A 21930-nucleotide genomic window follows, 5' to 3' on the forward strand; every position below is an offset into this window, starting at 1 on the left:
TTACCCAAATGTTCGAGGCGCTGTGTAGCACAGATGAATAGATATCTGATCGATTGGTTACATATTCCTATCCATTTGAATACATCCTGTTACATATACCCCGGCTCTGACATAATCGCGCCGCATCGCCCAGCCCGCTTGATCTTTGAAGTAACGGACTACGTTGATGAGCTATTTTTCGATCGAATTCGGTCTGTGTTTCCTGCCTTTCTTTATCCTTTATTGGTGCCTGTGCGCCAGCCCGCGCGTGCAGAATGCGCTGCTGCTGGTGGCCAGCTACGGCATTCTCGCCACCTTCAGCATGAATTTTCTCTACGTGCTGTGGGGCTACACCCTGGTGGTGTGTGGCCTGGGGCATTTGAGTGCGCGCTGGCCTGGACGCTGGTTGACCCGCGGGTTGATCCTGGCGGTCGTACTGGGCTGTTTCTACGTCTTCAAGTACCAGGATTTTGTGGCCAGTACGGTACAGGCTGCAGGCCTGCCCATTGAGTGGCCGGTGTTGCAGCTATTGCTGCCGGTGGGGCTGTCGTTCTACGTGTTTCACTCGGTCAGTTACCTGGTGTCGATCAACCGTGGCGAGCTCAAGCCCGTTGCCTTGCCGGACCTGGCCTTGTACCTGGCGTTTTTCCCGAGCCTGATTGCCGGGCCGGTCAACCGCGCCTTGCACTTCATGCCGCAGATTCGCCCCACCGGGCTGCGTCAGGTACTGGACCCGTACCGCGCCCTGGGTCTGATCGGGCTGGCGGCAGTCAAGCTGTTTCTGCTCAGCTCGTGGCTGGCCAACGAGTGGGTCGACCCGGTGTTCGATACGCCATCGGCCAGTTCGGCCGAGCAGATTCTGCTGGCGGTCTACGGCTACTCGTTGCAGATCTACTTCAACTTCAGCGGCTACACCAACCTGGTGACCGGCATCGCGCTGCTGTTGGGGTTTCGTCTGCCGGAGAACTTCAACTACCCGTACCTGGCGCACAACCTCAAGGAATTCTGGGCGCGCTGGCACATCAGCCTGTCGCGCTTTATCCGCGACTACATCTACATCCCGCTGGGCGGCAACCGTCATGGGCTATGGCCGGGCATGGCCTACATGATGATCGCTATGCTGATCTCCGGGCTCTGGCATGGCGCCAGTGTCAATTTCATTGTCTGGGGCGCGCTGCACGGCGTGGGCCTGGCGATCTACAAGCTGTGGGCGACCTGGGGGCCGGGCGAGTCGGATACGCCAGTCGCGCGCCTGTTGGCCCGGTTGTTGACCTTCCATTACGTGGCGCTGGCGTGGATTTTCTTTCGCAGTGCGACCCTGGACGATGCCATCGAGATGCTCAAGGGCCTGGGCGGTTTGTCGCTGCAAGGGCTCGACAGCGAGGCCGGGATTGGCGTGCTGCTGTGCCTGGTGATGCTGGTGCTGTACCCGGCCTGGGTGAGTTTCTTGCGTGAGTTGTTTGCCGCCAGCCAGCGGATTCCGGCGGTGCTATATCCGGTGGTGCTGGGGCTGTTCATTTCCGTGATTATTTTTGCTTCGCCTGCCGGCGTGCCAGGTTTTATCTATGCCAGCTTCTGACACCATTACGGCCGGGCGCAGCCTGCGCGGTGCCTTGAAAACGCTGGTGATGCTGCTGGTGGTCATCGGCATTCTGAGCTGGCTGAATCAGGATTCCATGCGCTTGTATTGCCAGCAGAAATACCACAGCGGCTGCGAGTTGCCGGGGCTGGGCGAACTGCCGGCGTGGCGCCTGGGGGCGGACATTACCCGGGCGCTGGGGCAGGGCCGCGAGGCGTTCATTGCCGGGCTTTCGAGCAGCGATACAGTCGCCGACAAAGACGCCGAGTCGCCGCTGCCGGGCCTGCCGGTCGTGCAATTGCCGCCGACGGTCGAGGCCGTCACGGTCATTGCCGGAACCCGTGAAACGCCGGGTTTTGTCGCGCCCGTCGACGGCGCCGCCTTGCCTGCCGAGCCGCCCAAGCCCGTTCCGGCGCCCCCCGCGCAGGTGTCACCGCCTGTCCCTGCTCAAGCGCAGGCCGTGGTGATCCAGCCGCCCAGACTGCGGCCAACCGGTGCGCAACAGGTGGTGCTGGAGCCGGGCGATGAGGTGTTCTTCGTCGGTGACTCGCTGATGCAGGGCGTGGCGCCGCACCTGGCCAATACACTGCTCAAGCGCTACAACATCAAGAGCATCAACCTCAGCAAGCAAAGTACGGGGCTGGCTTATCCTGGTTTCTTCAACTGGCCGCAGACGGTGCATGACACACTGGAGGCGCACCGCAACATTCGTCTGATGGTGATATTCCTGGGCCCCAACGATCCGTGGGACATGCCCGAGTCGCGCGGCAAGCCGTTTCTGCGCTTCAAGAGCGAGGCCTGGGAGGCGCTGTACCGTCAGCGCGTGCGCTCGATCTTCGAGCAGGCGCGGCAGTTCGGTACACAAGTCATCTGGGTCGGACCGCCGAACATGAACGGCCCCAAACTCTCCACCGCCATGCAGTACCTGCGCGAGCTGTACCGCAGTGAGGCGCAGCAGTACCAGCAGATCTACCTGTCGGCCAACGATGTGTTTGGCTATCAGGCAGAAGAGTTCTCGTTTTACATGACCGATGACGCCGGCAAGAAGAGCAAGATCCGTGTGGATGACGGTATCCATTTCACGACATCCGGCCAGAAGCTGATCGCCAACAAGGTGCTCACCCTGATCGATGTCCACCAACCTGGCCTATCGGAGCGTTGAGTTGAAGCACGCCATTTGTTTGCTGCTGTTGGGCCTGTCGCTGGGCACCAGCGTGGCCCGGGCCGAAGTGCCCGAAGCGCCCAAGCGCATCGTCACCAAGGCGTGGACGCCGCTGCTGCCGGCCAACCGTCAGGACCCGAACCTGGCGCTGTTGGTCAACAAGCTCAAAGCCTCGAAGAGCAAGCTGGTCAATATCGTCCAGCTGGGCGATTCGCACACCGCAGCCGACTTGTTCAGCGGCGAAATGCGCCGGTTGTTTCAGCAAGACTACGGCAACGGCGGCATCGGCTTCATTGCCGCCACGCCGGTGCCCGGCACCCGTTATGACCAGGTGATTATCACCACCGGCAAACGCGAGTGGGAGCTGGTGTCCAGCCGCAACCAGCAAAGCTCGCAATTCCCGCTTGGGGGCTATTTGTCGATGCCGATCAGCAGCCGCCCGAGCGTACGCCTGGCCAGCCGCGAGCCCGATGAACAGCGTTACAGCCTGTCGACGCTGTACCAGGCCAATCGCAGCACGATTCTGCAGGCCCGCGACAGCATCACCCAGGCCAAGGCGCTGCCGGCCACGCAAGGCCAATGGCGCTTCAGCCAGCCGATCAACAACGTGCGCCTGCCGGTGGACCTGAGCTTTGCCAGCAACAGCGGGCTGGCCGTCGGCGGCTGGTTGCTGCAATCGCAACGCAATGCCGGAGTGCAGTACTCGGCACTGGGCATCAATGGCGCGACCTTCGATGTGGTCGACAAATGGCAGGCCGGCTGGCTGGACACCCTCAAGGCCCTGCGCCCGGACCTGTTGATCCTGGCCTACGGCACCAACGAGGCCTATGACGACAGCCTCGACATTGCGCTGTACGAACAACGCCTCAGAGAACGTCTGCAAATGCTGCGCAAGGCGCTGCCCGGCACCGTGCTGCTGGTCACCGGAGCCTCGGACTCGGTGCGCAACAAACGTGCGGCGCGCTGTGAAGACAAACAAGCCAATAACCTGCGCCCGGTGATCCAGACTCAACGCCGGGTGGCGGCACAGAGCGGTGCGCTGTTCTGGGACTGGCAGGCGTTCATGGGCGGCAACTGCTCGATCGAACGCTGGTTCGCCCGCGATCTGGCACGACCGGACCTGGTGCACCTGACCGCCGATGGCTACCGGCAGAGTGCGCAGGGGTTGTATGGGTATTTGAAAGGGGTGTTGGGGCGGCGTTGAGGGGGCTCAGCCTGGATAATCATTACCTGTAAATATAGCTATCTATATATCTAGCTATATTTACAGGTGTCTGGTTTTGCTCAGATCAACACCAGAACCCTTTGCCGGATGAGCCCACCACTGCCGAATCACATGCCCGCAATCGCTTCCAGTTCATCGGCGCGGCGCGCCGTGGCGTCAAGTACGCAGCTGCTGCTGTTGATGCGGTCCATCGTGCCGCCCGTCTGTTGCGCATAGAACATGCAGTTGGCGTCGCGGTACTTGAGCCACTGGCGCTGGGCATCGAGCAGCAGGCCTTTTTGCGGTTCCTGCAGGGTCGCCATGGCGGCTTTGTATTGCGCATTCAGGCGGCCATCGTGGCGTTTGATCTCGGCACCGATGCACTCGACCATCGAGCTGGTCACACCGCCTGCGGTGTCGATGCAACGGTCGTAGGTGGTGCTGTATTGCGGCTCCTTGGCGTGGACGGGCAAGGCCAGGACGGCGAGCAGCAGAAGAGAGCGGCGCATGGGATAGGTCCTTCTAGCGGGCAGGATGATCGGGCAGTCGCCAGCATACTGGCTTACGTCTGACCTTGCTTCCTGAGGATCTATCCCGGCACCGCAGATAGGGCATCTGACAGCGAATTGTAGGAGCGACCCTGGTCGCGACTGAGTGCGCAGCGCTCACAGAAATCGTTGAAACGCTGCCAATCTACGACGGCTAACGCGGCCGATCGCGAGGGTCCGGCATTCCGGCAAGCTCGCGAAGGCTAGGGTGCAGTCACCCTCGAATGTGCTGATTTCACTGGCCCTTTCGCGAGCTGCGCTCACTCCTACGCAATGTGTGCCGTACTCAGTATCAAGGCCTGCCCAAAATCCGTGGGAGCGAGCGCCAGCTCGCGAAGGCCAAGTTGCAGTCACCCTCAAATGTACTGATTTCACCGGCCCTTTCGCGAGCTGCGCTCACTCCTACGAAACTTGTGTCGTACTCAGTATCAAGGCCAGCCCAAAATCCGTGGGAGCGAGCGCCAGCTCGCGAAGGCTAAGCCGCGTCGTGGCAGTCCCTTGCCTGGCATTTCCTGCTCTCTATCCCATTTGGACGGCAAGATTGATGTACGGCTTAGACTTGGCTACGGCACAGGCTTTTCAGGGTATGTCATACCCCCATCAAGGCTTTTTCACCGCCCCCAGTGTCGGCGTTTCATCAAAGAAATTCCACGGCTTGAGCAGCACGTTGACCCATTCGGTCGGCATGATCGGCCACTCCTCGGCGCGGGCCACGTGGGTGGTGCCGGTGGTCAGCCAGACCACGTTGTCGGTGTTCTCGATCGGCTGGTTGTCGCCGGTGAACTGCGCAAGGCCGGTGTCCTTGCCGGAGCGGTTCGGGTACAGGCCTTCGGGGTAGAGTTCCTGCGGGTTGTAGCGCGACACCCAGATCTGCTTGTCCATGAAACTCAGGCGGTTGTAGATCCATTCATCCTTGCCGAAGTTGGCGCCCTGGGCCACCGGATGGGTGCCGCCGGCATAAGGAATCAGCTGATAGGAAACCGGGTTGCCGACCTTGTTTTCCTTGCTCGGGTTGCTCAGCAGGCGAATGGTCGAAGGGTCGAATTTCTGCGCGGCCTGTTGCTCGTTGGCCACCGTCTTCTGCTGGACCTGCATGGTGCTGGTGCGCGGGCCGCCACGGTCGTTGCCAAGCACCACCGGGTTCATTTCGACCAGCGAGTTGTTCTCGCCGTCGACGTCCATGTCCAGGCGGAAGTTGTAGATGTGCTGGTGGGTGGTGCCGACGATGTTGTGGTCGATCAGCGTGCCGTACTGGGTGTCATGGGCGGCGGTCTTGTCGCGCATGGTGCGGGTGGTCACGCCCTTGACCGCTTCGATACCGGTGGCGCCGGCATTGATGCCGATGGTGCCGTTCTGTTGGAAGACCCAGTCGAAAATGTAGTCGTAGTTGCCCACGGTGCTGACCCAGCGAATCACCAGCTCGCGGCGCTCGACGCTGACGTTGGGCTGGCCCATCTCCTGGTGCTTGTACTCAGGTCCCGCGTAGCGCTCGAAGATTGCCATGGCGCGCGGGATAGTGGTCGGTACGCCGGTGTAGTCGGCGATGGTCGCATCAAGCAGCACGGCGTTGTCCGGTGCATCCTTGCCGGGCTGGATCGGCGAGGTGAGGGTGCCCATGCCGTATTCGCCCGAATCCAGATAGGCCTTGAAGTACCAGCCCACATCCGGGTCACCGTAGGGCACGACCATGCCGCCCAGGTTGCCCTGGTACATGACTTTGCGCCTGGTGCCCTTGTCGTTGTAGCTGACGGTGGACAGCACCGGCCCGACCCGCGAGTCCAGGCGCACGTGCAAATCCCAGTTCTGCCAGTGAATGCTGTTGCCCTTGATGGTGTAGTTCTTGCCTTCGGGCTCGATGATTTCCAGCGGCTTGACCGTCGCCTGAACACGATCGCTGCCGTTGTAGGCACGCGGCGCCAGCGGCACCGGAATCACGCCCTCGTCTTCGATCTTGATGATCTTCTTTTGCTCCAGATCGACCACCGCCACTAGGTTCTCGATCGGGTGCGCCCAGTAGTTGCCGTCGCCGACATCCTGATACGCCACCACTTTGAGCAGGCGCTTGTCTTGCTCAAGGCCGTCCTTGTTGTCGAAGTAACCGACGGTCAACGGCGTGCTGATGACCTTCTTCATGTCGGTGATGCCGCGCTTGGCCACGGCTTTGGCGTATTCGGGACTGCTCTCGATGATCGACTGCAGCGTGCCGAAGTCATCGATCAGCACCATGCCGTGCACGCCCTCGACCGGCTGCCACGACAGCAGCTTTTTAGTCGCCAGGTCGACCTTCGCCTCGATGACATGCGGGCCATGCAGCATCGTCACGTTGACCTGGCGCGGCTGGTTGAGCGCCTTGCCGGTCAGGGCAAAGTCCCAGACTCTGGCCTTTTCAGGCTCGCTCAGGGTGATCTGGCTGAAGCGCAGGTCGGGTTTGTTCTTGTCCGAGGCCTTGATGATGGCCACGGCCTGCTCGATTTCCTGGGCGCTCAGCGGGTTGAGCGGGTGTGGCAACGACTCGACGACAAAGGTCTTGTCGAGCCCGGACTGGAACACCTGGTTGATGAAGTCCTTGGACATGTAGGCGGTCTTGCCCTTGAACACCACCGGCACCTCCAGTGGCAGGCGCTTGCCATTGAGTTGCGCCACTGCGGCGCCTGGCTTGACCTTCACGTAGGCGCCGTCCTTGGTGATCACGAACAGGTCGGCGTAATCGTCCCATTTAACCCGCGCGCCGAAGGCTTCCAGGGTCGATTGCAGCGGCACCATCTCGGCGGCTCCACCATGGGCTTGGGCCAGCGCGGGCACGGTGGCGATGGCCACGGCCAGTGCCAGACGTTTGAGCGCCATACGCGGGGCGGTCATTAATTGAGTGAGCATGGTGTGTGTCCTCGAAGCCGGTCATAAAACGTTTATGGTTCTTTTAGTAACAACAACGGCCACTCTTTTTTGAATGCCTGCCAGACAGTTTGTTGTGCGTGACACGCGGCGTCTGGTCATTGTTTCGAAGAGCGTTTTGATGTGCCGCTGACTGTAATCCGCCGGCGTCGTGGGCAAGTAACACAAATTGGCAATTGATGAATACGTGCGCGGTAAGAGGCCCGGAATAGAAACTTGCACGGTTCAGGTGCGCTAAAGCGGCACAACAGTGCCAGCCCGGCGCTGTTTAATCGTTAGTTGCACGGGCGGGCGGGGGAAAAGAGCGGCGGCATGACTGTTGCAACATTTTGAAATAACCGTAATGACCTGCCGAGAGGCTGCTGCTTGGATACCTTCACGCGCCAATGGGTGCACACCACCGATATCGTCGAGCACGCCAACGCCCTGCCGGGCTGGCAGCAACGCTATGACCAGCTCAGTGCCGGCCGGCTCGACGGCTGGCTGGCCATGACCCAGGTCGACGACGTGCAAGTGTTTCGTGAACGCCTGAACCGCTCGGCCGTGCAGTCGATGCACCTTCCTGCGCAGGCCTTGAATATCCTCGTGCCGCTGGCCTGGCCGCAGCACGACGAACACGCCGACATTCGCGCCTGGCAGCCGATGGTGCTGCCGGATCTTGAGCAGTTGCGGGTGGTCAGCCCGGCCGGCATGGACGTGCTGTGCCTGTCCATTCCGCTGGCCACGCTGGCAGGCGTGCTGGATGACGAAGTGCTGGCGCGGCTGCGTGGTGCGTCTGCCCTGCAGCGCATCAGCGTGCCACCTGCACGGTTTATCGCCGACATCGGCCAACTGCTGGTGCTGCTCGATAACCCTCAGGCTGACAGCGCACAACCCGCGCACCTGAAATCACAACTGGTGCTGCTCGCTGCCAGCTGGCTGGAAAGCCTGGTCAGTGAGCCGCGTACCTTGCCGTGTGCCGGCACGCGGCGCTATATCGTCGAGCGCTGTCACCAATGGCTATTGGAGCAATACCAGGAACCGCCCAGCGTGCTTGAACTGTGCCAGCGCCTGAAAGTGTCGCGGCGTACGTTGCAATACAGCTTTCAATCGGTGGCCGCCGTCAGCCCGGTGCACTATTTGCGTTCTATACGCCTTAACGGCGCGCGCCGCAGCATGCATCAATACCCGCAACTGGGCATCGCCGACATTGCCGCGCGGTGGGGATTTGAACACCCCAGTTACTTCAGTCTTGAATACCAGAAGTTATTCGGCGAGTTGCCGTCGGTCAATCGACGCAGTGCAGGCGGATAAAAAACCGGCAGTGGACAACCGCGCAATTAATCAGGATAACGATGCAATAAAGCACAACAACAAAACAGGTGAGGCCGGAAAACGCCATGGCGACGTTACACACCACACAGGCCGACCAGTTTCATGCCTGGCTGCATGACGTCAATCAGGCCTGCGGCGCCTTCGCCGCCCGCCCCTTGGGTGCCCAATACGGCGGCGCCCTGCGCGAACACCGCAGCGGCGCGCTCAAGCTCAGCGTCGTCGACTTCCATGATGTGCAGCTCTACCGCGGCGCGCGCGAACTCGCGCATGGCGACGACAACCACTATTACGCGGTCTTTCAATTGCAAGGCAGTTCCAGCCTGGAGCAGGAGCACGACAGCGTCGTGCTGCAGCCCGGCGACATCAGCCTGGTCGATGCGGCCCGCCCGACCAATCTGGTGTACGGCGAAAATGTCCGGCAACTGTCGTTGATTCTGCCGCGGCCGCTGGTCGAACAGAGCCTGCAATTTGCCAACGTGCGTTGTGCCCAGCGCATCCCCGGCAGTTCACCGCTGGCCAGCCTGGCGAGCCGCTTGATCATCGACTCGACGCAGCAGCCGTGCCTGAGCTTTGCCGAAAGCGAAGCCATTCTGGGCGCCGTGCTCGACCTGCTGCGCCCGGCCATCGGCGTGGCCCGCCGCGAGACCGACAGCCATGAACGCCTGCTGCGCAAGGCGCTCGACTTCATCGACGAACACATCGCCAACGAAGCCCTGTGCCCGGACCTGCTGGCCCGTGAAGTGGGCGTCTCGGTGCGCGGGCTGTACCGATTGTTCTCGCGTAAAAACCTGGTCATCGCCCAGTACATCAAGAACCGCCGTCTGGACCTGTGCGCCGAATCACTGCGCAGCGCACACCACACCCAGACACTGTCGACGCTGGGCTATGCATGGGGGTTTTCGGATTACAGCTACTTTTCGACGGCCTTCAAGGCGCGCTTTGGCGTGTCGCCGAGCGAGTACCGCAAGCGGTATCAGGGCTGAGGAGCAGATGTTCGAGAGGGTTCAGATTCCGGTCTGAGCCGAGACGCCCTGGCGGACGCTTTCAAAACGCGGGTGTTCAATCCGGTGTACTGACCCAGTCCTCAACGCGCAGGCCCGGTACTCGTTCAAACTCTCGAAGGTTATTGGTGACCAGAACCAATCCCTCTGAACGAGCATGTCCGGCAATCATTTGGTCGTAAGGCCCTATCGGCGTTCCTGCCTTTGCCAGTTCAGCACGAAGCTGACCGGTATGCGCGGCAGCGGCCGGGTCATAATGGAGTACTTCCAGGCGTGCAACGAACCCTTCGATGTCCGCCAGATCACGCTCAGGTCTTGAGGACTTTTCTGCTCCGTAAACGAGCTCCATCAGGGTGATTGTGCTGATGCACATTTGCCCATGATGCCGTCTGAAAGTCTCCCGGACCGACTCAGGACGATTTTTGATGGTGAAAATACAGATATTGGTATCGAACATGTACTTGACCATCAGAACGACTCGCGCTCCTGATCGGCGGGTTGTTCCCGGTCAGTCATAAAGTCACGTGTCACGCCTTCGCTGTCGAACCAACTGTCCCAGGACTCTCCTGCCGGGGTGATGATTCGGGTTCTGCCGATCGCAACCACATCGACCCGTTTGACATCATCAGGAAGGGCAACAGCTTTCGGTAAACGAATAGCCTGGCTGCGATTACTCAGGAAAACAGAACCTTGTTCCATGTGACACCCGCCGGATATGTCTTTTGTATATCCCATGGTTAGTGCCTCAAATAGCTGTGTCAACGATGTCGGTGATCTTATGGATCTGCTTGCTTGTGCGCTTTACAGACCGGCGTTTGCGGTGCCAAAGCACTGTGTCAGTGACTACGTGCCGGTTCGGTCAACGCGCCAGCTGCTCCACCAACTCCGGCGTCACGTAATGCGGGCCATCGAACAGATACAACGGGTACCCGTCATACGCCGCCAGTTGCGGTTTGAGTTCGCCCACGGTCGCCGGCCGAAAGCCGCCGCCGACCTGTGGCCGAAAGGCTTCGGCGATCAGTCGCACGCGGTGTTTGCCTAGCCGCTGGCTGAGCGCGTCGGCATAAGTGCGGGCCACCGGGGCGCTGCGGGCGTAGACGCCGACGCCGTCCTGGAAGAATACGCCGATATCGTCCGGCAACCATTGTTGCAGCCAGTCGGCGGTGGCAGCCGGGCCGATGTTGGCGCCGTCGTAGACGCTGATCCACAGTGGTCTGGGCAGCTTGGCCAGCAGCGCCGGCAGTTCTTTGGCGCGGGTCCAGCTGGGGTCGACTTCGGCCGGAAAGTACCAGCCGGTGACGTGCAGCGGCGTTTTGATCTTCGCGACTTTTTCCGACAGTGCGGCCAGGTGTTCGATGTTGTCACGTGAGCGGTTTTCGCTGAAATAACCGGCCAGCCCCAGAATCACATCCTGCGCCCAGGGCTCGCCGGCGATGCGCTGCCAGTCGGGCATCACCGGCACGCCGGGCAGGTCGCTGCCGGGGATGAAGGCTTGATCGTCGACCACCGACCATTGCACCAGCAGCTCTTTGGCGCCCAGTTTTTGCCAGTCGCCCCGAATGCCCACGGTGGCGTTGTCGGGCTGCCAGACGATGCCGACAATGCCCGGTTCCAGCGGCTTTTTTGCCGTGACGTAGAGCAGGGCGGCACCGGTGACGAAGGTCGCCGCCAGCAACACGAGGCCTGCGGTGGTGCGGCTCAGGGTTCGGCCAAGAATGTTCACTGGAGCGCCTTCTGGATGCGTTGCTGCCACTGACTCAACGAGGTCACGCCTTTGGCGTTCCACTGTGCGCTGGCGTCCGGCCCTTGATGAAACTGGCCTTCATTGAATTGCCAGACGATGACCTGCGGTTTGTGCGCGGCAAAGTCCGGTGATTCCAGGTACTGCAGCAGCGTTGCCCATGGACCGATGTCGCCGGGGTTCCAGGTCAGGTTGACCGGTCGATCCAGGGCATTGGAGAGCTTTTGCGTAAAGCCCAGGTACGGCTGCACGAAGCTGTTGCCGATCACTTGCACCGGCGCCGGTTCGTCATCGATCAGCAGCTCTTTTTCGACCTGATGACGCACCGTGTAAATATCGCGACCAATCGCCTTGCGCTTGACGGCGGGCAAGAAGTTGGCGGCCAGGTCACCGAAAGCGCGCTTGTCGAACCAGTCGCCCAGCACGGCGCCGCCGCCAGGCTCGCCTTGCAGGCGGTAGCGGCTATTGATCAGCCTGGCGGTGGCGTCGGCGGTGTTCTCGGCGCTCCAGGCGGTCCAGTGGTAGTCGGCGCGGTAGAACGCGGTCTGCTTACCGTGTTCGGTCTGTTGCAGGATCGGCTTGATGTCGAGCGTGGTCAGCCCGGCCTTGTTCAGTTCGCCCTGCAGGCGCTCGTAGCGCTGTGCCACGGCCGGGCTCACGGTTTGACCGGGTGCCAGGCGCTGGACGTACAGCGGCGCTTTCATGGGCACCACCAGCAGCACCAGGGCAATTTTTTCCCGCTCAAGGCGCTGCTGCACCTGTTTGATCAGCGTGGTGCTGCGCGCGGTGCCGGCGTTGTCGACCTTGCTCAGGCTTTCCCAGGCCGGAAACAGCCAGCCGTCCTGGCCGACGATCACCGCTGAAGCGGCATGGGCCGCGGTGGCCGACAGGCTGAAAAACACTGCCGCCACGAGGGCTGGCAGCGAACGGGCAGGCTTTACCAACGCTTTCATGGCGCGGTCTTGTCGACAAGGCCGACCAGGCGCGGGCTTTGCGCCGGGCCTACCAGAAACAGGCTGTAGCGTTCACCGGCCTGGAAAGGCTCAAGCTTGAGCGGCAGGCTGACGCCGGGCCCGCACTGGGCAATCAGGGTCGCCTGCACCGGGTTGATGGTGCGTTGCGCCTGGCCCTTGGCGGCAATCTGACTCATGACACTGGCACCGCTAGCTAGCTTGATATCAGCCTGTGCGCAGCCGTTGCTGAGGTTATAGGCATTGAGTTCGGCCTTCAGGTCCTTGCCTCGCGGCGGCGGATCGATCACCAGGCGCGGTGCGGCGGCCGGGTCGCTGTCCAGAATCAGGGTGACGAAGGCGTTGGCAGGCGCCTTGAGGTCTTTGAGTTCACGGCCGTCGACGCTCACCCGCAGCGGCTTGCGGGCATCCACCGCCTGGAACGGGCTGGCGACGGTCGATTGCGCCGACAAGGCCTGTGCAACCCCTTCGCCTATGCGCACCTGTTGCACGTTGTCGGCGGGGTTGACCACCCGCAGCCAGGCCGAGCCTTCGGGCAGTTTGGGCGCGTAGAGCTGGGCGATGCCGGCGGCCTGGGTCACGGTCGATGCCAGACCAAGGCCTAGCCATAAACAGATACGGGCGTACATGAGCAGTCCTCAATAAGAATAAGTCAGTCGGGAGAACACGCCTTTGGCACGGTCGTCGCCAAGGACTCTCAGGCGGTATTGCAGAGAGAAATCGACGTAAGAGCGTGGCGCGTTGTAAGCGTCTTCGCGGAACCAGTAGCGCACGTTATTGCCGATGCCCAGGCCGCCGGCGGTGCCGGAGGAATAGTCGGTGCTGCCGTCGGCCTGGGTTTCGCCGTCCATTTTCGAGTCATAGTCGAAGGCGGCGACCACATGCGGGAAGCTCACCCAGCGCGAGCCGGTGCCGCCCAGCGCGTAGCTGCGCCCGCCTTGCCACTCGCTGTTGAAGTACGTGCGCGAATCGTTGATGTAGCGTCCGCCTTCGGCGAAAAACTGCGAGGTCCACCAGCTGGGCGTGTCGACGCGCAGGTCGGTACCGACGCTGGCGCCATAGCCCAGGCGCACCAGCCAGTCGCCGTCGACATCGGAGGAGCCCAGTGGAAAGGTGCGCTCAAGGGCCGCCACCACGTTGAGCGACGAGAACGGTTTGACCCGCGCGCCCAGTGCGCCTTGCAACGCATCCAGGCCGGTGTCCGAGTCGCTGTCCTTGGCCCACAGCGTGTCGGTGAGCCGGGCATAGACTTCAACGTAACGCGCATTGCGGTAACCGAGCGGACGCCAGGAAATTTCAGTGCTGTTTTGCAGGCTGTCGTTGCTGCGACTGCCGCTGCTGCCGGCGTTGTTGTTGCCGGTGCTGGGCGCCGCACTCAAGCCACTGGCCGAGCTGTTGCCGCGGTAACTGGTGGTGCTGGTCAGGCCCACGCTGCGCGAGACGTCGGCCACCGTACGCCGGGTGTCGAACAGTTGCTGGGCCGGCATGGGCAGTTCGCCGGCTTTTTCGGCATCGACGACGCGCTTGAAGTAGTCGACGGCGCCCTTGTCGTCATTGACGCGCATGGCGGTGTACGCCGCATCCTGAGTGGCCGCCGGCGGCAAACGGCTTTCGCTGTCGGCCTTGGCGAATGAGGCATGGGCGGCGTCATCGTCGCCGGCCTGCACCGACAGATAGGCGACCTGCAATTGACTCATGGCATTCAGTTCGCCGGCTTCGCGCGCCAGTTGCAGGCGCTCGCGGGCAGTCTGTTGCTGACCGAGGGCTGCATACAGGCTGGCTTCTTCGTAGCTGGGCAGGCTGCCCATGGCCAAGGCCTGGCTGAAGTCCTTGCGGGCGCCGGCATCATCATCGGTTTGCTGACGCAGGCGGCCACGTTGCGCGAGCAACCGGGCGTCGTCGCCGGCTTCTTGCAAGCCCTGGCTGAGGGCTGCGATGGCCTGAGGCACCTGTTTCTGATCGCTCAAGGCGGTGGCCTTCAGGCCGTAATACGTCGGGTTTTTCGGCGCCCGGCGAATGGCTTCATCGGCCAGCGCCACCGCTGTGGCAGCATCCTTGCGCGCCAGGGCGGCATACGCCTGCACGGCCATGTCGGTGCCGGCGTCGCGCTGGTTGCCCGGCCAGATATCGCAGATCAGGCCGAACGCGCTTTCCTGGCAATTGAGCGCCGGCGGCGGAAAGCGTACGGCGGTTTGCAGGCCGTTGCCCTGTTGGCGTACGGCGGCCTGGGCGGCGGCGCGGCGGCGGGCCAGTTCACCGCTGTCGTCGTCGGGCAATTGGCGCAGGTGCGCCAGCGCCTGCTGCGGTTGTTGGTTGAGCAGCGCCAGGTCGGCGGCGAAGAAGCGGATCTCGCGCACCTCGGAGTCGAGCAAGCCCTTGATCGCCAGCGCCTGGTTCAGGTCGCTCTGCGCCGCCTGAGTCTTGCCCTGACGGTCCTGGGCATAGCTGCGCAGAATCCACGGCGTGATTTCGCCATCGTCCTGGGCCAGGGCGCCGGTGGCGGCTTGTTCGGCCCCGCGATAATCCTTGGCGGCCAGTAAAGCGCTGATCAACAGTTCCTGATTGGCCGACACCTCCGGCGCCCAGGCCACGGCCTGACGCGCCTGATCCACGGCAAGCGTCAGGTTGCCCTGTTGCAGCGCCCGGTAACCGGCAATCGCCAGAGGCGCGGCCAGTTGCCGGCGAATGGCTTCGCGGCGCATCAGCAAGGTGTCGTCGTCGGGGAAGCTGCGCAAGGCGTCGGTGGTGGCCTGGTCGGCGGCGTTCAGGTCCTGTTGGCGCTGCAAGGACTCGATCAGCAGCAGGCGGTAATCCATGCGTCCCGGCGCCTGGGCGATGGCCTGGCGGGCGGCGCGGGCAGCGCCTGTAAAGTCTTCGCGATCGTAGGCCTTGAATGCCTGGCCTGCAGCGGCAAAGCCGGGCCCGGGACGCGCTTGCGGGTAGCGCTGCGGATGATCGCGGCGATCCTTGTCGCGTTCGGCCAGGGCCACCAGGGTCTTGAGTTGCGCCACATCGGGGCGTTGGCGCAGGGCTTCGCGGGCCTTGGCGATGGCCTGGTCGTAGTCTTTGCGGTCGTAGGCGCGGTAGGCCTCGTTGGCCAGGTGATAAGCCGGGCCGCTCAACGGCAGCATCAGCGTCAGCGGCACCTTTTCGGCAAGCGCGCTCAGCGGCAACAAAGCATTGGGCAGCACGGCCAGCGCCGCCAGCAGGGGCAATAACGGGCGCTTCATGACGCAGGCTCCAGAGGGGCAGGACGGTGCTGGCGAGCAACGGCCTGTTCGATGGTTTCGCGGGGCAAGACGCCCAGGTCCACCAGGTAGTCGCCGATGCGGCCATGGTGCTGCGGGCGATAGTTGAGCATGGCGCGGTCGAATACCTGGCGGTCGATCAGCCCGGCTTCGATCAGCAAGTCGCCGAGCAGCGGCGTGCCGGCAGCCGGTTGTTGTGCGTCCGAGCCGCTGCCGATCTGGCGCAGGCGCGCGACGATTTCGCCTTCGCGGGCGATCAGTTGCAGCGGTTCGCCGCCCATGGCGTTGCTGATCTGTTGCAGGCCTTCATCGGGCAGCGGGCTGGTCACCGCGATGCGCGGCTGGCCGTTGGCCGCCGGTGTCAGCGGCACGGCGCGCCAGCGCAGGCAGAACTCGTCGTCGAGTGCGCCGTCCTGGCGGTTGGCGTCCAGTTCGAAGATGCGCGGCAGGTCGTTCTGGAACGCGATGGCCTCGGCCAGCGTTTCGTCGTCCAGCCAGCCGCGCCCGAGCAGGATGCGCCCCAGCGGCAGTGGCCGGCTTTGTTGTTCGTCCAGCGCGCTTTGCAGGTTGGCGTCGGTAATGGCCTGCCACGACAGCAGCACGCTGCCCAGCTTGCGCGGCGCAGCAGCGATCAGGTCAGTGGACGGGAAGTCGTGCATGGTCTTGTCCCAGACCAGTTTGCGGCCCAGCAACTTGCCGATCAGGAACATGCGCCAGGCGCGGGCGGCGGCCATGAAGTTGACGAAGTTGCCGACCACCATGCGCGGAATCGACAGCAGACCGTGCTGCCAGCCATACAGCACGCTGGTGAAATAGTAGCGGTGCAGCATGCGCCACAGCAGCGCGATGCCGTTGGCCAGGAGCAGCGCCTGAAGCAGGTCGTTGTCGTCGAACCAGGCTGGAAAGCTGACGTCCCACAGGCCGCTGTAGCGCAGCACGATCAACGCCACCAGTTGCAGCAGAATCGCATAGGCCAGAATGCTGATGAACGAGGTGACGATGCCTTTGCGGTCACGAAACAGCAGATAACGGTTGGCCAGCGAACCGCTCCAGCCCATCTGCTCCCAGCCTTGCAGACCGATGCCCAAAGTCCAGCGGGCCTTCTGCCGAAAGGCAGTGCGGAAGGTGTCGGGAAAGAACTCGCGCACGCACAGCGGCATGTTCAGGGTCGACTCGTAGGGCTTGCGAAACCACGATTTGCGTAGCACCCGGAATTGCACCGGAAAGCGCACAAAGATCGCGTTCATGCCGTATCTGGCCAGACGCGCGCCGACGTCGTAGTCCTCGGTGAGGCTGTCGGTGTTGAACGGCTGGTTCTGGTTTTCAGCGGCCAGTACTTGCAGGGCACGGTGCGAAAAACAGGTGCCGACGCCGGCCGAGGGCACGGTGTCGGTCATGCTTTCACGCACCACCAAGTCCTTGCCGTGCCACTCGGCGAACTCGTCCATGTAGGTGCCGGCCACCCACTCGTACCAGTTGCGTTCCAGCGACACCACCGGCAGCTGGATCATGTCCTTGCGCGGCAGCAAGTAGTTGAACAGGCGCAATTCCAGCGGGTGCAGCACGTCTTCGCTGTCGTGCAGCACGGTGCCGGCGAAGGTCATGCCGTGGGTTTTCTCGTGCAGGAAAATGGCCTGGATCACCCAGTTCAGGCAGTCGGCCTTGCAGGTCGGCCCGGCGTGCGGCACCTCGACCCGGTGCAGTTGTTTATAACGCCGGCGCATGCGCTCGACTTCATCGATGGTGCGCTGGTCGTTGATGTAGGTGCCGACGAACACCACGTAGTTCTGGTAGTCCAGCGTCGACACCATGTTCTCGATCATCGGCGCGATGACATCGTATTCAAGCCACGCCGGCACCATGATCGCCAGCGGTTGCTGATCGCGGTCCAGCAGTTGCTGTTCGGTCAATGGCCGGTAGCGGCGTTCGGCGGTGAACTTGCGGTACAGGCGGCGCGCCCAGTACCACAGGTCCACGATCAGGTCGTCCAGGCTGGAAATCAGGATCAGCACCGCGACCACCAGGGTCGCGGCTTCCAGGAAGCTGTAGTAATGCGCCAGCCAGTACGGCCAATAAAGCGAGGTCATCGACGGACCTCATTCATTGACGATTACGGCGAGCGCGACGGCCCGCCAGCAGCAGGAGCAAAAACAGCAACACGCCAGCCGGGATCAGCCACAACAGTGATGGCGTACGCCAGGCATCGAGGCCACGCGGTTCGTCGGCATCGATCAGCTGGCTGCCGCTTGGGTCATGGGTATCGAAGGTCGACAACGCGCCCTCGGCGCCCAGAATCGAAGCGTTGCCACGGGTCAGCAGCAAGGGGTCTGCGAACTGCGGCGCATGGGCGCCCAGGGTGCGATACACCACACCCTGCTGGCTGCCGGACTTGACCACTTGCAGGGCGGCCATGTTGTCCAGTTGCTGCAGGTCCAGCAGGCGCTGTTCCTTGTGGTTGATCAGCAGGCGGCCCTGATCGTTGACCTGCAGCGCTTCGCTGGCGTCTTTGACCGGCAGCTCGAAGGCCAGGAACGGTTTGTCCGGGCTCACGGCGGTCTTGCCGTCGGCCTGCACGCTTAGGTGCGCACGCAGCGGCGAGACGCCGGTGGCGTCGGCAATCTTGATCAGGGTCGGCAGGCTGCTGGCCGGACGCTCCAGCCAGGCTTGCGGCACCAGGACCTGGCCGTCCTGGGCGAAGCGGGCGGCCATGCCGGCAAAGTCGCTGCCCGGCTGACTCTTTTCCAGCACGATGTGGCTGGTCGGCAATACGCTGACCGGGAACGCCTGCGGGGTTTCCAGGCAGCGGTTACTGACCGGCTGGCGCTGGAACGACACGCGCAAGACGTTGCGCGAACCCAGGGCATAGGCCGGGATGCGCGCTTCGATGCGTTGTTTCTGGCCGTCGCTGACCAGTTGGGCGGCGCCAATCAGGTAGTCGTTGAGAAATATCGAGGCCACCGGCGCCGTGCTGGAAGCACCGGGCGCGCTGCTCAGGTCGACCACCGCTTTGACCGGCAAGCGGCCGTCATAGGCGACGTTGCCCAGCGGGAAGGTGGCGCTCCAGTCGCTCTTGGCCAATACGTCGAGGCTGCCGGGCGAGCCGCCCAGGCGTGACAGGGCCAGGCGGCCGTCCTGGGTCAGCGGCAATTGCGCTTCGGCAATGGTCAACTGGCGGTTGCGCGCCAGCTTGTTCCAGGCCGAATTGAACAGGGTCATGGCTTTGACCGTGGCGGTGGGCGCAATCAACAGCATGGGCCGGGTGCCGATCAGTGCCAGGCGCGCTTCGTCCTTGCCCAGCGAACCCAGGCCGGTGCGCACGTGCTGTTCGCGCCATTGCACCAGCGCTTGAGCGGCCTGGGTGTCGAGCGCCTGCACCTCGGCCTGCAAGGCATCCAGTGCGGTGTCGATAGCCTTGAGCAGTGCGGCATCGTCGATGGCCAGGTCGGCCTGCACGCTCGGGCTTTTGCCCAGCACCAGCAAGGCGCCGACTTCAGCTGCACTTTTCAGGGTGTAGCGGCCCTGGCCGTCGAGGCTGGCGAAGGCCGGCACGCTGCGCAGGGCTTCCGGCACACGCTGTGCGTTCAGTTCGACCGTATCGCCAACGCCGGGCAGCGGCAAAATACGCGCCTGCTTGCCAATACGTTCCAGCGCCACGCCCAGGCGCCAGGCGGCGTCATAGCTGGCGGTCGACAAAGTGCCCGGTGCGATCAGCACGCCGGGCTTGCCGGGCAGGGCATTCCAGGCAGCGCCGATGTCACGCAACTGGCTGGCGTCGTAGCTGTAGGTCAGGCGGGTGTCGGGCTGAATGCGCAACACGTTGCCGATGACGCGCTCCTCTTCGCACAGCTCACGCGCGACCCGCGATGACCAGGCTACGCCCAGGCGCACCGAGCCGGTGTCGCGTGGCGCCTTGTCGACGCCCAGTGTCGTGCTGGCGTCGCCTTCGGGTTCGTTCAGGCCCAGGGCGCGCACCGGATAGCCGTCCAGCGACAGCAGCAAGGTATTACGTCCGCCTTCGCCGTTCAGGTAACTGGCGTCGAATGCCAGCGCCGCATCGGTCAGCGGCACACCGGCCGGCACCGGCAAATACAGTTCGCGCCGCGCATCGCTGGCGCCCAACACGATGGGGTCGTTGATGCCCAGGTCGTCCAGACGAATCTCGCGCTCCTGACGCAGGTCGGCATTGAGCCGGGCGATGGCCTGGGTCAGCGGGCTTTCGGCCGCCAGGGTGTGGGCCGGCATGAGCGCGAGCAGGCTCGCACCCCAGGCAAGGGCGCTGAAGGCGCCCATGTGGATGGACTTCATCGACGTGGTCTCGAACGAGTAATAAACGAGTAGCAATGGTTGGCCAGGCGAGCGGCGCGGCCGCTCGCCTCATGGCGGTGCCGCTAGCTGATCTGCGGTCGGCTGTGTGGAAAACGTGCCGATGGCGGGGCACTGGCGATGCCTTGCAGCGGCTCAAGACGCTGCCAGTCCAGTTGCCCTGGCACAAAGTCGTCGACCGGGCGCCCCATCAAGGCATCGACGATGCGGCTGCAGGCCTTGCCATCGCCATACGGGTTGCTGGCCTGTGAAGCGCGGCGCCAGAGCAGCTCGTCTTCATACAGGGCCGTGACGCCCTGCACGATCGACTGCGGCGAGGTGCCTACCAGGCGCACGGTGCCGGCGGCCACCGCTTCCGGGCGCTCGGTCACCTCGCGCATTACCAGCACCGGTTTGCCCAGCGAAGGCGCTTCTTCCTGTACGCCGCCCGAATCAGTGAGGATCACATGGGCGCGCTGCATCAGGCGCACGAATGACAGGTAGTCGAGCGGCTCGATCAGGTGAACGTTAGGCAAGCCGCCGAGGTGCTCGGTCACCGGGCCCTTGACGTTGGGGTTCAGGTGCACCGGGTAGACGATCTGAATGTCCGGGCGTTGCGACAGGGTGTTCAAGGCCTTGCAGATGTCCAGGAAACCGTCGCCGAAGTTCTCCCGGCGGTGGCCGGTGACCAGCAGCAGCTTGCGTCCGGGCCGCAGGAAATCGAACTGCGCATCCAGCTGATCGCGCAACGTGCTGTCACGCTCGATGCGCCGTGCGGTCTGTTGCAGGGCATCGATCACGGTATTGCCGGTGACGAACGAACGGCCTTGTTGACGCTCACCCAACAGGTTGCGCCGCGCTTCGGCGGTGGGTGCAAACAGCAGGTCGGCCGTCATGTCGATGCAGCGCCGGTTCATTTCTTCCGGCCACGGCTGGCGAATGTCGCCGGTGCGCAGGCCGGCTTCGACATGGCCCACCGCGATGCGCCGATGGAAGGCGGCCATCGAGGCGACCATCGCGGTGGTGGTGTCGCCGTGTACCAGCACGCGGTCGGGCCGGGCGATGTCCAGCATCGGGTCGATGGCATCGAACAGGGCGGCGCTCAGGGTATTGAGCGTCTGGTCGGGACGCATCACATCCAGCGTGTAATCGACTTTAAGGTCGAACAACTCCAGTACCTGCTTGAGCATGTGCTGGTGCTGGCCTGTTACGCAGACGCGCGACTGAACACCCGGTTCGGCAGCCAGAGCCTTGACCAGCGGGGCCATCTTGATGGCCTCGGGGCGGGTTCCGAAGATGGACAGAATCTTGAGAGGGGGATGGTTGCTAGCGATGATGGCCTCCTGCGCGATAACGCGCTTACAACAGCGGGACCGCCAAAGGTCCAACTAGTGATATGGGTTCTATCGTAGTACCGGGGTAAACAGAATCATCACTGGGGGTCACATCATGTGAATAAACTGCATTGCCTTGCATCCCGGAAGTAGGACGATTATTAGCATTGAATGTTTCAATTGCAAATTTTAAATATTGATTTTTACAGCTGAACAGACCGAAACTTTTCTAAAACATTGCAGTCAGGCGGCACTGTGTATGAGAGTTTACTTGCATCAAGGTAAATATAGTAAAGCCATAAATCGTTGATTTTTAAGGTTTTATCCAAAGAAAATAATATGACGCTTCGATCAGGACTTGCGCAGGAGTTCGCCGCGCGCCTGCTGCCGATAATTGGCACGGCGTGACGTCCCGGTGGCGCCTGATAATTGGCAGGGTGTTGGGCGCAAGAGGATGTCGTATTAATGGCGTCGGAAAAAGTTCAATAAAGTTTCAATGCCGTCGAAAGGGGACAGCGTTAAAGCGGAAAAGTTTCAGTGGCCTGTGCGTGCCACCTCACGTTTTTAATAGCCGTTATTGAGGACTGTGTGCACATGAAAGAGTGTAGGCGATGCGCATCGGCGGGCCGGTTTTAATACGGTGCCATTTGTCGGC

At 62.5% G+C, this 21930-nt stretch carries 16 protein-coding genes; 5 read left to right on the forward strand and 11 right to left on the reverse strand.

What is annotated here, in order from left to right:
- Window positions 1-166 precede the first annotated feature (166 nt).
- Genes ACYAS9_RS09185 through ACYAS9_RS09195 form a run of 3 tightly spaced genes read left to right on the forward strand, consistent with a single transcriptional unit; the run spans window position 167 to window position 3924 of the window.
- Window positions 167-1558, forward strand: coding sequence for an MBOAT family O-acyltransferase (locus ACYAS9_RS09185; protein WP_463567991.1), 1392 nt, complete (start codon window positions 167-169; stop codon window positions 1556-1558).
- The gene (locus ACYAS9_RS09190; protein WP_463567992.1) at window positions 1545-2720 is read left to right on the forward strand and encodes an SGNH/GDSL hydrolase family protein; all 1176 of its coding nucleotides are present in this window, start codon (window positions 1545-1547) and stop codon (window positions 2718-2720) included. The genes ACYAS9_RS09185 and ACYAS9_RS09190 overlap by 14 nt, the downstream gene beginning before the upstream one ends.
- A complete protein-coding gene (locus ACYAS9_RS09195; protein ID WP_463567993.1) occupies window positions 2689-3924 on the forward strand; it encodes an SGNH/GDSL hydrolase family protein in 1236 nt (411 codons plus the stop codon). The genes ACYAS9_RS09190 and ACYAS9_RS09195 overlap by 32 nt, the downstream gene beginning before the upstream one ends.
- A 128-nt stretch (window positions 3925-4052) precedes the next feature.
- Here the strand turns inward: ACYAS9_RS09195 and ACYAS9_RS09200 are convergent, their stop codons facing one another.
- Window positions 4053-4433: a lysozyme inhibitor LprI family protein gene (locus ACYAS9_RS09200; protein WP_463567994.1), complete on the reverse strand. Its 381-nt coding sequence runs from the start codon at window positions 4431-4433 to the stop codon at window positions 4053-4055.
- A 639-nt stretch (window positions 4434-5072) separates the two neighbouring features.
- Entirely contained in the window at window positions 5073-7346 is a 2274-nt protein-coding gene (gene tynA, locus ACYAS9_RS09205; protein WP_463567995.1) for a primary-amine oxidase, read from the reverse strand.
- A gap of 384 nt (window positions 7347-7730) precedes the next feature.
- On the opposite strand from tynA, the gene ACYAS9_RS09210 reads away from it, so the two are divergent.
- Window positions 7731-8657, forward strand: a complete 927-nt coding sequence (locus ACYAS9_RS09210; RefSeq protein WP_463567996.1) for a helix-turn-helix domain-containing protein — start codon at window positions 7731-7733, stop codon at window positions 8655-8657.
- Window positions 8658-8743: 86 nt separating this feature from the next.
- Window positions 8744-9661 (forward strand): transcriptional regulator FeaR, encoded by a 918-nt coding sequence (gene feaR, locus ACYAS9_RS09215; RefSeq protein WP_463567997.1) that lies wholly within the window; start codon window positions 8744-8746, stop codon window positions 9659-9661.
- A 76-nt stretch (window positions 9662-9737) separates the two neighbouring features.
- On the opposite strand, the gene vapC is transcribed toward feaR, so the two are convergent.
- The 9 genes from vapC to wecB form a co-directional block, all read right to left on the reverse strand.
- Entirely contained in the window at window positions 9738-10148 is a 411-nt protein-coding gene (gene vapC, locus ACYAS9_RS09220) for a type II toxin-antitoxin system tRNA(fMet)-specific endonuclease VapC (RefSeq protein ID WP_463567998.1), read from the reverse strand.
- On the reverse strand, window positions 10148-10378 hold the full coding sequence (gene vapB, locus ACYAS9_RS09225; protein ID WP_463567999.1) for a type II toxin-antitoxin system VapB family antitoxin: 231 nt from the start codon (window positions 10376-10378) through the stop codon (window positions 10148-10150). The genes vapC and vapB overlap by 1 nt, the downstream gene beginning before the upstream one ends.
- Before the next feature lie 160 nt (window positions 10379-10538).
- Entirely contained in the window at window positions 10539-11381 is an 843-nt protein-coding gene (locus ACYAS9_RS09230; RefSeq protein ID WP_463568029.1) for an alpha-amylase family protein, read from the reverse strand.
- A 17-nt stretch (window positions 11382-11398) separates the two neighbouring features.
- Complete coding sequence (locus tag ACYAS9_RS09235) at window positions 11399-12373, reverse strand: alginate O-acetyltransferase AlgX-related protein (RefSeq protein WP_463568000.1); 975 nt, start codon at window positions 12371-12373, stop codon at window positions 11399-11401.
- Window positions 12370-13020 (reverse strand): alginate O-acetyltransferase AlgF, encoded by a 651-nt coding sequence (locus ACYAS9_RS09240; protein ID WP_463568001.1) that lies wholly within the window; start codon window positions 13018-13020, stop codon window positions 12370-12372. Before ACYAS9_RS09240 ends, ACYAS9_RS09235 begins: the two co-directional genes overlap by 4 nt.
- 9 nt (window positions 13021-13029) lie before the next feature.
- Window positions 13030-15621: an NfrA family protein gene (locus ACYAS9_RS09245; protein WP_463568002.1), complete on the reverse strand. Its 2592-nt coding sequence runs from the start codon at window positions 15619-15621 to the stop codon at window positions 13030-13032.
- Window positions 15618-17726: a glycosyl transferase family protein gene (locus ACYAS9_RS09250; RefSeq protein WP_463568003.1), complete on the reverse strand. Its 2109-nt coding sequence runs from the start codon at window positions 17724-17726 to the stop codon at window positions 15618-15620. The genes ACYAS9_RS09245 and ACYAS9_RS09250 overlap by 4 nt, the downstream gene beginning before the upstream one ends.
- 13 nt (window positions 17727-17739) lie before the next feature.
- Window positions 17740-19929: a hypothetical protein gene (locus ACYAS9_RS09255; RefSeq protein ID WP_463568030.1), complete on the reverse strand. Its 2190-nt coding sequence runs from the start codon at window positions 19927-19929 to the stop codon at window positions 17740-17742.
- 98 nt (window positions 19930-20027) lie between these two features.
- A complete protein-coding gene (gene wecB / locus ACYAS9_RS09260) occupies window positions 20028-21275 on the reverse strand; it encodes a non-hydrolyzing UDP-N-acetylglucosamine 2-epimerase (protein ID WP_463568031.1) in 1248 nt (415 codons plus the stop codon).
- Window positions 21276-21930: the final 655 nt, after the last annotated feature.

The organism is Pseudomonas sp. HP_08 (genome assembly GCF_055284095.1).

Excerpts from the sequence above, each read along its gene's own strand:
- ACYAS9_RS09185 (WP_463567991.1), top strand. The coding sequence starts at position 167 with ATGAGCTATTTTTCGATCGAATTCGGTCTGTGTTTCCTGCCTTTCTTT.
- ACYAS9_RS09190 (WP_463567992.1), top strand. The coding sequence starts at position 1,545 with ATGCCAGCTTCTGACACCATTACGGCCGGGCGCAGCCTGCGCGGTGCC.
- ACYAS9_RS09195 (WP_463567993.1), top strand. The coding sequence starts at position 2,689 with ATGTCCACCAACCTGGCCTATCGGAGCGTTGAGTTGAAGCACGCCATT.
- ACYAS9_RS09200 (WP_463567994.1), bottom strand. The coding sequence starts at position 4,433 with ATGCGCCGCTCTCTTCTGCTGCTCGCCGTCCTGGCCTTGCCCGTCCAC.
- tynA (WP_463567995.1), bottom strand. The coding sequence starts at position 7,346 with ATGCTCACTCAATTAATGACCGCCCCGCGTATGGCGCTCAAACGTCTG.
- feaR (WP_463567997.1), top strand. The coding sequence starts at position 8,744 with ATGGCGACGTTACACACCACACAGGCCGACCAGTTTCATGCCTGGCTG.
- vapC (WP_463567998.1), bottom strand. The coding sequence starts at position 10,148 with ATGGTCAAGTACATGTTCGATACCAATATCTGTATTTTCACCATCAAA.
- vapB (WP_463567999.1), bottom strand. The coding sequence starts at position 10,378 with ATGGAACAAGGTTCTGTTTTCCTGAGTAATCGCAGCCAGGCTATTCGT.
- ACYAS9_RS09235 (WP_463568000.1), bottom strand. The coding sequence starts at position 12,373 with ATGAAAGCGTTGGTAAAGCCTGCCCGTTCGCTGCCAGCCCTCGTGGCG.
- ACYAS9_RS09240 (WP_463568001.1), bottom strand. The coding sequence starts at position 13,020 with ATGTACGCCCGTATCTGTTTATGGCTAGGCCTTGGTCTGGCATCGACC.
- ACYAS9_RS09245 (WP_463568002.1), bottom strand. The coding sequence starts at position 15,621 with ATGAAGCGCCCGTTATTGCCCCTGCTGGCGGCGCTGGCCGTGCTGCCC.
- ACYAS9_RS09250 (WP_463568003.1), bottom strand. The coding sequence starts at position 17,726 with ATGACCTCGCTTTATTGGCCGTACTGGCTGGCGCATTACTACAGCTTC.
- ACYAS9_RS09255 (WP_463568030.1), bottom strand. The coding sequence starts at position 19,929 with ATGGGCGCCTTCAGCGCCCTTGCCTGGGGTGCGAGCCTGCTCGCGCTC.